The sequence below is a fragment of the Microcystis sp. M53603_WE2 genome (assembly GCF_030065435.1).
On sequence record NZ_JASJFF010000729.1, the window covers coordinates 1 to 10,775 of the forward strand.

Annotated in this window: 11 protein-coding genes and 3 pseudogenes; 7 read left to right on the forward strand and 7 right to left on the reverse strand. The window is 43.8% G+C overall.

Features of this window, described 5'->3' with window-relative positions; genetic code table 11:
* The 3 genes and pseudogenes from PX481_RS15680 to PX481_RS15690 form a co-directional block, all read left to right on the forward strand.
* Positions 1-135, forward strand: a pseudogene (locus tag PX481_RS15680) (IS630 family transposase); the annotation flags it as partial.
* Between the two features lie 159 nt (positions 136-294).
* Positions 295-465: a metallothionein gene (locus tag PX481_RS15685; protein WP_288094932.1), complete on the forward strand. Its 171-nt coding sequence runs from the start codon at positions 295-297 to the stop codon at positions 463-465.
* 92 nt (positions 466-557) lie between these two features.
* Positions 558-929, forward strand: coding sequence for an ArsR/SmtB family transcription factor (locus PX481_RS15690; protein ID WP_002772122.1), 372 nt, complete (start codon positions 558-560; stop codon positions 927-929).
* Here the strand turns inward: PX481_RS15690 and PX481_RS15695 are convergent.
* Positions 926-1,714 (reverse strand): pentapeptide repeat-containing protein, encoded by a 789-nt coding sequence (locus PX481_RS15695; RefSeq protein WP_002760405.1) that lies wholly within the window; start codon positions 1,712-1,714, stop codon positions 926-928. The genes PX481_RS15690 and PX481_RS15695 overlap by 4 nt on opposite strands.
* Before the next feature lie 201 nt (positions 1,715-1,915).
* On the opposite strand from PX481_RS15695, the gene PX481_RS15700 reads away from it, so the two are divergent.
* A complete protein-coding gene (locus PX481_RS15700) occupies positions 1,916-4,978 on the forward strand; it encodes a sll1366 family intein-prone helicase (protein ID WP_288094933.1) in 3,063 nt (1,020 codons plus the stop codon).
* Here the strand turns inward: PX481_RS15700 and PX481_RS15705 are convergent.
* The 6 genes and pseudogenes from PX481_RS15705 to PX481_RS15725 form a co-directional block, all read right to left on the reverse strand.
* On the reverse strand, positions 4,975-5,868 hold the full coding sequence (locus PX481_RS15705; protein WP_288025856.1) for a DUF6515 family protein: 894 nt from the start codon (positions 5,866-5,868) through the stop codon (positions 4,975-4,977). The two genes, PX481_RS15700 and PX481_RS15705, sit on opposite strands and share 4 nt — an antisense overlap.
* Positions 5,865-5,994 (reverse strand): annotated as a pseudogene (locus PX481_RS30185) (YgiT-type zinc finger protein); the annotation flags it as partial. The pseudogene PX481_RS30185 and the gene PX481_RS15705, both read right to left, overlap by 4 nt.
* 56 nt (positions 5,995-6,050) lie before the next feature.
* The gene (locus PX481_RS15710; RefSeq protein WP_147072359.1) at positions 6,051-6,383 is read right to left on the reverse strand and encodes a type II toxin-antitoxin system PemK/MazF family toxin; all 333 of its coding nucleotides are present in this window, start codon (positions 6,381-6,383) and stop codon (positions 6,051-6,053) included.
* On the reverse strand, positions 6,380-6,622 hold the full coding sequence (locus tag PX481_RS15715; RefSeq protein WP_002760402.1) for an AbrB/MazE/SpoVT family DNA-binding domain-containing protein: 243 nt from the start codon (positions 6,620-6,622) through the stop codon (positions 6,380-6,382). The genes PX481_RS15710 and PX481_RS15715 overlap by 4 nt, the downstream gene beginning before the upstream one ends.
* A gap of 91 nt (positions 6,623-6,713) precedes the next feature.
* Positions 6,714-7,490, reverse strand: coding sequence for a DUF2092 domain-containing protein (locus PX481_RS15720; protein ID WP_288094934.1), 777 nt, complete (start codon positions 7,488-7,490; stop codon positions 6,714-6,716).
* Positions 7,491-7,523: 33 nt separating this feature from the next.
* A complete protein-coding gene (locus tag PX481_RS15725; protein ID WP_002760400.1) occupies positions 7,524-8,186 on the reverse strand; it encodes a potassium channel family protein in 663 nt (220 codons plus the stop codon).
* A gap of 313 nt (positions 8,187-8,499) precedes the next feature.
* Between PX481_RS15725 and PX481_RS15730 the strand changes: the two are divergent.
* The 3 genes and pseudogenes from PX481_RS15730 (at position 8,500) to PX481_RS15740 (ending at position 10,598) form a co-directional block, all read left to right on the forward strand.
* A pseudogene (locus PX481_RS15730) lies at positions 8,500-8,689 on the forward strand (hypothetical protein).
* Between the two features lie 114 nt (positions 8,690-8,803).
* Complete coding sequence (locus tag PX481_RS15735; protein WP_288059834.1) at positions 8,804-9,781, forward strand: helix-turn-helix domain-containing protein; 978 nt, start codon at positions 8,804-8,806, stop codon at positions 9,779-9,781.
* 355 nt (positions 9,782-10,136) lie between these two features.
* Complete coding sequence (locus PX481_RS15740; protein WP_002780536.1) at positions 10,137-10,598, forward strand: hypothetical protein; 462 nt, start codon at positions 10,137-10,139, stop codon at positions 10,596-10,598.
* The last annotated feature ends 177 nt before the right edge of the window (positions 10,599-10,775 follow it).

Consider the following 10,775-nt stretch of genomic DNA (forward strand, 5'->3'; position numbering starts at 1 on the left):
GAGAACTTTTCTGACTTTTCTTCAGCTATTTATGAATGTCTGAATGATGCCCATCTGAAACATAAAAAAGAACTGGATTCCTTGCTGACTCTACGATTTCAGAAGTTTAATAAATCTCAGATTATGAACGTCTAAAGTATAGCTTAAACAGTGAACAGAAAACTCCAATCTGATCACTGATCAAGGAGAACTTCCCACCCGTCTGAGTTTTAGAAAAATTTAACTTTATTCAATCCATGAACATCTGTTCAGATGTTATACTAAAGTCAGTAAAGAAGTTCAGAGGTAGTAACCATGATCGCTGTCACCACCATGAAATGTGCTTGTGGATCCTGTGAGTGTCAAGTATCGATCGCCGATGCCATCAAAAAAAACGATCAATACTACTGTTGCCAAGCTTGTGCCGATGGTCACGTTGACGGGAAAGGCGGTGGACACCAGGGCTGTTGTTGCAGTCAAATTTAGTTATTGGGGAGAAGGGGACAAGTATCGGCATTGAAAATTCGATCGATACCTCCCTTTCTCAACTTTCCCTTAATAACCGATCAGGAAAAAACATGGCCATAGAGAAAATAGCGCCGGTTTGTGGGGAATCCCATCACCAAGAGGCGAAATTCCAGCACTTGCAGGGATTAGAACTAGAAAAAGCCCAAAAAATGGCCGAATTTTTCAGCCTTTTGGGGGATGCCAATCGCCTAAGAATTCTGTCGCTTTTAGCCAAACAAGAATTATGTGTTTGTGACTTAGCCGACGACTTAGGGATGAGTGAATCGGCCGTATCGCACCAGTTAAGAACCCTAAGAGCCTTAAGATTAGTTAAATACCAAAAACAGGGACGGAGAGTCTTTTATCGTCTTGCCGATCATCATGTTCTTGACCTTTATTACGCGGTCTCGGAACATTTAGAAGAGCCAGCGGACGAGGACTAAAACAGTCCCAAAGCGGGTAAAACAAACTGTAAGAGCAGAGAACCAATCCCCTGCACCATTTGGTCTAATTGAGCGTTGCCACCACCTTGTTCTCGCGGTTTTAGGGCGATTTCCATGCCTTTAATAAAATTCTCTGCCGCTTCGTACCCGGGGGTGTTACCTTGCTGTTCAAAGAGAGTCGAAGCCATTTGAGCGTCCTGGGCCGCTAGAGCATTTTGTCCCAGACGATAGTGAGCCATGGCCCGGGCCAGATAAGCTGGAGCATATTCTGAGTTAATTGTCAAGGCCTTATTAAAATTTTCTATAGCGGCGCTGGTGCGTCCCTGTTTTCCTTCCACCATCCCTAGACCGTAGAATAGTTCAGGAGTACCGGCACTACTGGGAATTCCCACCGCACCCTGCACGTATGCAGTGTCTAGTTTGGTGTTTTCGAGGTTAGCATTATTGAGATAAGCGCCTCTTAAATCCGCACCCGTCAAGATTGCCCCGCTTAAGTTCGCTCCAGTGAGATTAGCACCAAAGAAAGAAGCACCGGTTAAATTGGCACCACTCAGATCCGCCCCACTTAAATTAGCTTGACTAAGATTAGCCCCGACGAGATTGGCCCCATTTAATTTTGCCCCGGTTAGATTCGATTGCACCAACCCCGAACCGCTCAGATCGCATTGGGGACATTTTCGGGTGGATAATAATTGCTGTAGGTGGTTTAAATCTTCCGTCTGACCAACTAGGGAGAAGTTCAGGGGAAGACTGAGGACGAGGGTGAGGGCGATCGATTTGTACATAGTTGAAAAATAAATCTATTTATTATTACTGATAATAACCATTCGATCGGGGCTAATCGCTGAACTAGATTCTGGTTGAGAAATCAGCCCTTGTCCACTAAAATAGAAGATTAGAGGCTCTTAACGTCAGAAGAAGCGACAAAATCGAGATTTGTTACCTTTTCAACAGCAAGTTTTTTAGAGGAATTTCCCTATTTCATAATGACTACTCTACACGGTAATTGGCTGATTCGTTCGCAAGATAGTGTTTTTTTTCTTTGGGGTGAACAGTGGCAAGGGAAGGAATTAAGTGAAACAAAGGAAAATCATCCTTTTTGTCTAGAATCTGGGGCATTAGCCCAATTTATCGAGAAATTTTCTCCTCAGCTTGACCGGTATTCTCCAGAATCAATCAAGCTCAGTCTCCCTAGTTATTCTCCCCCAAGGAAAAAATATTCTTTACCGCTGCTGTCGGGGCAAATTCTCGAACCCACAGCTAAATCCTTGTCTTGGCAACCATGGCAGGTATCGGGATTAACTTTTTCTGCGGGAATGATAGTGCGGTTATGGGAGAAATTCCCCCTAGCTAAGGCCGAATTTATCGGCAATGATCTACGATTTTGGCTGTATTTGCACCGTTGGAGTTTAGATTTATTAGCAAGGGGGAAATTTTTAGCGGGAATAAATCAAGGTCAAAGTTGCTGGTATCCGCTGCTGGATAGTACCATCGATCGCACTCGTTTAGCTAAGTTTATCCAAACCATCCCCCCGGTTTGTCTTGCCTATCAAGAAAATAGCGAACCACAAACAATTATTCTCGATTGCTTAAAAAATATTGTCGATGCTCGTTTACGACAAAAAATAGATAGTACTGTTAATATTTCGCCGTCATTGATGGTGAAACCCTGGCTACAATCTTTAAGCAGTGATCATCATGACATTGCTTTAGAAGCGAAGAATTTACAGCGTCTAGAAAATGCTTATAATAACTGGGTGTTTCCTATCCAAGAAAGTTTAGTGAATGGCAATAATCGCCAATTAATCGAGAATCAATACCGTGTTTGTTTATGTTTACAACCTCCCAGTCTAGGAACAGCGTGGAAACTTACCTATTATTTACAAGCGTTAGATGATCCCGAATTTCTCATTAGTGCCAAGTTGATTTGGTTAGAGGGGAAAGAAAGTTATCATAGTTATCAAAGAGTTGTCAATAATCCCCAGGAAATTCTCTTAAAAGGACTGGGACTAGCGGCGCGATTGTACGAACCGATTAGAATTAGTTTAGAGCAAAGACACCCGGAGGAATGTTCTCTTGATTCGATCGAAGTTTATCAGTTTATTCGCTCGATCGCTTGGCAATTGCAAGATCAGGGATTAGGGGTAATTTTGCCAACGGGTTTAACTGCCGGTAGTAATGAACAAAGATTAGGAATTAAGATTGCTGCCAGTGTAACTCCCAAAAAAGGAGAAAGATTAAGTTTAACCAGTTTATTAAACTTTCAGCTTAAATTAGTGGTAGGGGAACAGGAAATATCAAAAAAAGATTTTGATAAGTTATTAGAGAAAAAATCGCCAGTGGTGGAAGTGGGGGGCAAATGGTTAATCCTACAACCCAGCGATGTCAAAGCAGCTCAGGCAATTTTAAATAATACCATCGCTCCCCTTAATCTCTCGGTGGAAGATGCCCTGCGCTTGAGTTCAGGAGATAATAATCTAATTGCTAAACTGCCGGTAGTTAATTTTCAAGCGGAGGGAGCATTAAAGGAATTAATTGATAATTTAAATAACAATCAAGGGATTCAATTAATCAACCCACCTAGGGAATTTCGGGGGGAATTACGTCCCTATCAAATCAAGGGAGTTAGTTGGTTAGCTTTCCTAGAAAAGTGGGGTTTAGGTGCTTGTTTAGCCGATGATATGGGTTTAGGAAAAACCCCGCAATTAATCGCTTTTTTACTAGCATTAAAAGAACAGGATATGTTAGTTAATCCCGTGTTAGTGGTGGCTCCCACTTCTGTGGTCAATAACTGGGAACATGAGTTAAGAAAATTTGCTCCCACCCTGGCTGTTTTTGTGCATCATGGCGAAAAAAGATTAAAAGGTCAAGCTTTTGCTCAAGCGGTAAAAAATCAATCGGTTGTTATTACCAGTTATCCTTTAATCTATCGCGATCTGTCCAGTTTAGAAGCAGTACAATGGCAAGGTTTAGTTTTAGATGAGGCTCAAAATATTAAAAATTCTACGGCTAAACAATCCCAAGCAGTGCGAAAAATACCCGCAGGATTTCGGATTGCCTTAACGGGAACTCCCGTAGAAAATCGCCTGACAGAATTATGGTCAATTTTGGATTTTCTCAATCCCAATTTTTTAGGAACTCAAGCCTTTTTTCAGCGTCGTTTTGCTCTTCCCATTGAAAAATACGGCGATCAAGAATCCCTGCACAATTTGCGTTCCCTCGTCCGTCCTTTTATTTTAAGGAGATTAAAAACCGATAAAACTATTATTGAAGATTTACCAGAAAAACAGGAAATGAATGTCCTGTGTGGTTTATCAAACGAACAGGGACAACTTTATCAACAATTAGTCGAGACAACCCTCCAGAAAATTGAAGAAACTCAAGGAATTCAGAGACATGGATTAATTTTAACCTTGCTAATGCAACTCAAGCAAATTTGTAATCATCCCGCCCATTTTTTGAAAGAAAATAGTTTAGAAAGCAGTCAAAGATCGGGAAAATTATTACGCTTAGAAGCCATGGTAGAGGAAGTGATAGCAGAAGGCGATCGAGCTTTAATTTTTACACAATTTGCCGAGTGGGGAAAACTCCTACAAACCCATCTCCAGAAAAAATTAGCCGAGGAAATATTATTTCTCTCCGGTTCTACCAAAACAAAAGATCGGGTAGAAATGATCGAGCGCTTTCAAAATGATCCCCAGGGACCAAAGATTTTTATTCTCTCCCTGAAAGCAGGGGGAACAGGATTAAATTTAACCCGCGCTAATCACGTTTTTCATATCGATCGTTGGTGGAATCCAGCCGTAGAAAATCAGGCCACCGATCGCGCTTTCCGCATCGGACAAAAACGTAATGTTCAGGTACATAAATTCATCTGTACGGGAACCCTAGAGGAACGCATTAATGAGATGATCGAAAGCAAAAAACAATTAGCGGAACAAACCGTAGATGCTGGGGAAAATTGGTTAACCGAATTAGATACCGATCGCCTGCGAGATTTATTATTATTAGATCGATCGGCAATTATTGATGAAGAAGAACCCGATTAGAAGCGAACCACCTGATAAACCGTGGAACCATTCTCAAACAGAGGCTGATAGTAAATACCGCTGCAATTGTAATAAAGCGTATTGTCAGCCGTAATTGTGGTGCAGCCGTCTGGGATATAGGTGACAATTGCGCCGATTGGCGGGGCCACCACCGTGTAGGAACTACCGTTAGGCTGAAGATAGATGCCGTCCGAGTAAATGTAGGAATTGGAACCCACATAGACGGTATTGTAGTAGGGGGGGAGAGTGGCGATCGCTGAACCGATGACTAAGCCAGTGGTTAACCCCACCCAACCCCAACCCGGGGGGACGTAATAACCGCCACCGTACCAACCGCCACCACGCCAGTAACCATTGCGATTATCGTCAATAAAGTTCTGACGGTTCTGTTGGCGATCGCTAACCTGCTGCTGCCGTTCCCCCTGTCTTTCGGTGCGTTCCCCTTGACGGATATCGGTTCTTTCGGTGCGTTCCCCCTGCCGGTTTTGTTGACCGGTTTGCCGTTCACCCTGTCTTTCGCTGCGTTCCCCTTGACGGGTATCGGTTCTTTCGCTGCGTTCACCCTGCCGGTTTTGTTGGCCGGTTTGCCGTTCACCCTGTCTTTCCGTGCGTTCCCCTTGACGGTTTTGTTGACCGGTTTGCCGTTCACCCTGTCTTCCAGAAAAATCTCTGGAAGGTTGGGAACGATTACTAAAATTCCCCCGGTTTTGCAGATCACTACTGCGGTTGACCCGTGGGGAAGCTCCACCACCCCCACGACTACCACCACCACCCCCACGACTACCGCCACCACCGCCACCGCGAGCGTCCACATAATCCGTTACCAGTAAACTTGTACCCAAGAGGAGGGCGGCAAGAACACATAAGTTTTGACGTAAAGATCTTTTCATGGCCCGGACTCCTTGATTTTTTTATCTTCCCAGATTATTTTCTGCAAGCGTTCGACGGTTTCTGGTGCAAAAAAAACGCTCTCCTGTTTCTACACAAACTCTGGCGGGAACATTTTCTATAATAAATCTGGGTTGGGTTCATAATTAATATCGCTCTTCTGGGACTTTTGAGAATGTCCCTGTCAGAACAGAATCGGCTTAATTCTTCTGAGAACATCCTGGAGCAACTGTTCTGGACACTTGCCGATAAAGCTCGCTTTTCTCGCTCGGAAGTCCAACGATCGCAGCTGATCTACCATGATAACTCCTGTCACTGCCTCTCCATCTGGAATCTTGACGTAGAAAGGGTTCTGGCGTTGCGTATTGCTCACCGGACAGACAAAGGCAAAACCAATCTTGCGATTAAAATCAATAGGGCTTACCACCAGTGCTGGACGATTACCCATTTGCTCATGCCCAATTTGTGGGTCGAAGCTCAACCGCAGGAAATCTCCACGTTCTGGAATGTATGTCACCAAACCTCCTCTCCCATTGGCCGTCCCCAATCCACTTCCGGCTCCGGTGATTCAACAACCTCAGCCAGTAGTTCTTCTAGGCTTAACTCAGGCAAGGCTTGAATTAGCTCAATTACTAGCTTTCCGTTTTCCACAGAACATTCAACAACGTCCTTAGGATTGAGGTTTAGTGCTTCCACCGCATACTTGGGAATCCGAATCGCTAAAGAATTACCCCAGCGTCCAATCTGCGACTTCATTATCCCACCTCGAATTCGTTAGATATTCAAAGTATATCAAAACGCTGATTTAGGGGAATACCGACAAGCGATCGCGTTTTATGAACGGGCTTTATGGCTGGGATTGATTATTCCTAGGGGGTAGAAGTTCGATAGGGATCGACTCTGATCCCGGTTGGAAAGTGAAAGTATCGGCGGGGGTACTGGGATTAAAATTCCAGTCGGATAATATTGCCGTGTACTGGGGTGAACCGGGTAGAGTTTTATAGGTGATAATCGCTTTCCTCAGTAGGGGGGTGGCATCCTGCGTGACCCAGATTTGATAGTCGCGATCGCTACCGATCAGCAGCAGATGATACATCTGTTCGCGGTTGACCATGTCGTTGCCGATAAAAATAATTTGCTTGACATCGGCCATTAGCTCTGCACAGGGATCGTTCGCTGCCAGATTTGACATGGGAATGCTGATCCCGTACCTTTGCTCTACTTGGTCTAAGGCTTCATCTAGAGTATTTGGTGCCGGTTTGGTGACGTATAGATCCCGTTCCAGATCCGCGAGGGTGAAGGTTTTACCGTCGTAAAAAAAGCGGGTAACTCGTTCATCCCCAGTGTAGTCCGAGCGCAGGCGATCGGGTTTCTCTACCCAGATGTTTTGATAGGCACTGTACTGAACTTTCGCCCCGGATTCGAGTACATCGTCATAGGTGACATCCATATTGACGGTGAACGATCGCTGTTTGGTTAAATTAGCACAGAGTTGCTCGATCACCTGTTCCGCCGTTTTTGGGCGGATTTCCTGGGATAGAGTCGGTATTTCCGCCAAGACTCCTGCGGCAGTGACCCAAGGCAAAAGTAAAGAAAGAATCGGCATGAAGCGAGGCATAATCATCTAATATTCCCCCAAGGCGATGGATTGTTTTGGTTAACGACCATTGTGTAAACTGACTAAACGAGCGATAAAAACGGCGGGATAGAGAACTCCAGTCATTCCTTCTAAATTGGCTAGAACTCTAGCGACTTTACTGGTAGGAACTATATCACCGTAGCCAACCGTGGCCAGGGTAGTAAAGCTGAAATGAAGTAGATCCGCCTGGTTGACGGTTTTAGCGGCGGAGCTAAAGGAATCGGGTTCAAAAATCTGGACGATACTATAAGCGGATGCCCAGAAAAATCCTAGGAGAAAATAGACACAAATTCCCCCTTTGATGATATCGGATGTTACCTGTTCGGCGAGAATTAATTCTAGTAAAATCGAGTACACGCATAAACTAACAAAAGCTAGAGAAATTAATGTACTAGATAGCTCGAACCAACGGTTGAAATCGCTATAAATAGGGATAATCGTGCTGAATGCTCGCAGGAGGAGGGCAATCAAAAACAGACCGATATTAAATCTTAAAGCCAATTTACTTCGATCGATCTGATAGACGGCGATGATCAGAGAGAGGGAGAAGAAAAAGAAAATCAGCCAATCTCCCAGGGGTAGATATACTAAAAACGGGTAAATAATGTAGAGCGAGAGCAGATTTGCCAGCAGCCGATTGTATTTATTTTCTGTTGCCCGCATCAATTGACGGAATTTCATAGCAGCGAACCTTTAATTGGTAATATTTCCTCCTGCTCATCAATTTTAAGGGTATTTATCTCCTATCTTCTTTCTAAATTTGCTTGCTTGAATAAACAGCGAGTTTCTATCTATTAGCCTCTAGAAGACTATTATAGAAGCTTGGCAAGAGCGATCGCTATCAAAAAATGGCAAACTTAGACTTATAGATTTTTATTAAGAATTGACCATAAATTTGAAAAAATATTGCGGATAACGAGCAACCCCTATTTCTTTCAATCAAGGAAAAAAGTCAGAGTCTGACGTTATTAACCCAGGTTCTTCGGTTTGTGTTATGCAATGGACGGGGGTTATAAGGGATGAAACCCTTATAGAGAAAGATATTGCTGCGATTTTTGCCAATTATTTTCGATCTAGAACGAACTAATCAATTAAGTCTCTTGCCAGATAAGGATTTAAAGGATTTAGTCGATTTATGTCACCTGATCGAACCATACCAAGTAACGAAGAACCTTAACCCATAAAAGCCAAAAAACTCTACAATTAAGATTGGTGAGGTATAATGCCTATTGACAAGAGAATAATTCTTAATAATACTTAATAATTTTTAATAATTACGCTATCCTAAATCAGACAGAATGGATATCAATTTACAGCCCCTGATCAAGACTATTCCTTTTCACGATATCGATGAACTAGCGTCGCGGATGAGAGCTTTTCGTTGGGATATGATTCATCGACCGATCGAGGCGGGAACTTTCGAGGGGGAACTGTTCGTAGCTCAAGTCGGGGGCATACAATTCGCCCGACCGATTTACAATCGAGGAATTCGTTCTCAAGGGGATTCTCCTCCCGGGACAATCACCGTCGGCATACCCTTGTCCACACCCCAGGTGTTCAAGTGGCACGGGTATTCCTTATCGTCGAATTCCGCTCTCTTGCAGAAAAGTTCCAGGGGAATCGATCTGCTTCGATCGGGAAACTTCCCCCTCGCTCTGGTTACTATCGATATCGATTCTCTGTTTTCCCGGGCCGAACAAACCAATCGGCCCAGGGTAGTATCTTTAATTACGGATTCAACCCTTGCAATTCAACCAGAGCCGACTGTCCTGAGACGATTCCGCTCTCATTTAAGATATATTTTTGAGCTTTTCTGGAGACAACCCCAGACAATTCTACAGCCAGCTATGCAATCGCCGATCCGAGAGGATTTTATCTCTCTAGTTCTAGATGTACTCGATTCCCATCAAAACGATCCGCCCCTGCGCCCTTCAATACGACATCCCTACATTAAGCGAGCAGAGGAGATCTTACTGGACAATCTCGATCGCCCCCTCTCGATCCTCGATCTCTGTCAAGAACTGCACATTAGTGAACGTACCCTCCGTTACGGTTTTCAGGAATGTTTTGGCCTGGGACCTGCGACTTATCTCAAAATTCAACGTCTTAACGGGGTACGACGACAACTAAAAGCCTCTGCGGGTAGGGGAATTACCGTTAGTGCGATCGCCCTACAGTGGGGATTCTGGCACATGGGTCAATTTGCCAAAGATTATAAGAAAATGTTCGGTGAGTGTCCGTCGGCAACTTTGCGAGATAATTCTTTAACAAAATAAAAGTTAGATTTGCAGAATTTTGATAGTTTCTCCGAGCCTGCCAAAGTTAAATATTAGTAGTAAATATTGAATCCTAGCTTTCTTGGGTATGTGAGCGGGGTTTGTGCTTGGTTCGGAGAGTAAAAACGAGGAGCAATTCTCTGAACATCTCACGGGTTGACGCACAAAAATTAACCCCAGAAGAAACAGGAGAACTCGCTCCACTGCGAGCGATAATGACCAAGTCCCGCGCCAAAAATTAGAATTAGTGAGAACTTTGGTCACGGAAAAAGTCAAGGCGGGACAATTAAGGCTTAATTATCTTTAATCGTCCCCGAAGAGCCAATTTTAGAAAAACTTAACGGGAAAAACTATCATGTTGACAAAAACTTTCAGCTTTCTCTGGGCTGGTTTAATCCTCGGACTGACCTCGATGGCCGTTGTCGCCAGTACCAAAGATCAGGCTACCGAACTTCCGAAAAACTGTCAGTACCTCAAGGAAGTAGCCACTAATCAGACCCATATCCGCAAACAGATCGATGCCATAGGAAAGAATAACTTTAACACCGATTTCGCCGTTCCCTCCGGGGTGAAATTCGCCTCTTTTAAAGGGGTAATGGTTCCCGAAAACGATGGCAAATACGGAGTGACGATCAATCTCAAATATCCCGATAATTCAGTCAATAGCGCCTTCCAGAAAAATGTCGAAATGAAACGGGGCGAAACCTATTCTTTACCCTTCCAATCACCCACGGGTAGACAGCCCTATCAGATTAATTTTAATATTAACGGCATGAATAATAACGCCTACACGATCGCGGTAATGGCCTGTAAATAGGGCTTGCTGAATAAATCTAAAAACCTTGTTGGGTAAGACTTTTAGACTTTTTGGAAACCAAAAAGTGCCAGATCCCGGAGTGATCGGGTGGAAAATTCCGGGACTTTTTCCCTGAAAATTAGGTAATTGACCCCCTCAAAATCGCTAAAACCCTACACCCTACACCCTACACCCTAC

What these genes read in the sequence shown, in the direction of transcription:
- PX481_RS15705 (WP_288025856.1), bottom strand. Translation starts at nt 5,868, where the DNA reads ATGAAAAGATCTTTACGTCAAAACTTATGTGTTCTTGCCGCCCTCCTC.
- PX481_RS15725 (WP_002760400.1), bottom strand. Translation starts at nt 8,186, where the DNA reads ATGAAATTCCGTCAATTGATGCGGGCAACAGAAAATAAATACAATCGG.
- PX481_RS15740 (WP_002780536.1), top strand. Translation starts at nt 10,137, where the DNA reads ATGTTGACAAAAACTTTCAGCTTTCTCTGGGCTGGTTTAATCCTCGGA.
- PX481_RS15690 (WP_002772122.1), top strand. Translation starts at nt 558, where the DNA reads ATGGCCATAGAGAAAATAGCGCCGGTTTGTGGGGAATCCCATCACCAA.
- PX481_RS15700 (WP_288094933.1), top strand. Translation starts at nt 1,916, where the DNA reads ATGACTACTCTACACGGTAATTGGCTGATTCGTTCGCAAGATAGTGTT.
- PX481_RS15715 (WP_002760402.1), bottom strand. Translation starts at nt 6,622, where the DNA reads ATGAAGTCGCAGATTGGACGCTGGGGTAATTCTTTAGCGATTCGGATT.
- PX481_RS15720 (WP_288094934.1), bottom strand. Translation starts at nt 7,490, where the DNA reads ATGATTATGCCTCGCTTCATGCCGATTCTTTCTTTACTTTTGCCTTGG.
- PX481_RS15695 (WP_002760405.1), bottom strand. Translation starts at nt 1,714, where the DNA reads ATGTACAAATCGATCGCCCTCACCCTCGTCCTCAGTCTTCCCCTGAAC.
- PX481_RS15685 (WP_288094932.1), top strand. Translation starts at nt 295, where the DNA reads ATGATCGCTGTCACCACCATGAAATGTGCTTGTGGATCCTGTGAGTGT.
- PX481_RS15735 (WP_288059834.1), top strand. Translation starts at nt 8,804, where the DNA reads ATGGATATCAATTTACAGCCCCTGATCAAGACTATTCCTTTTCACGAT.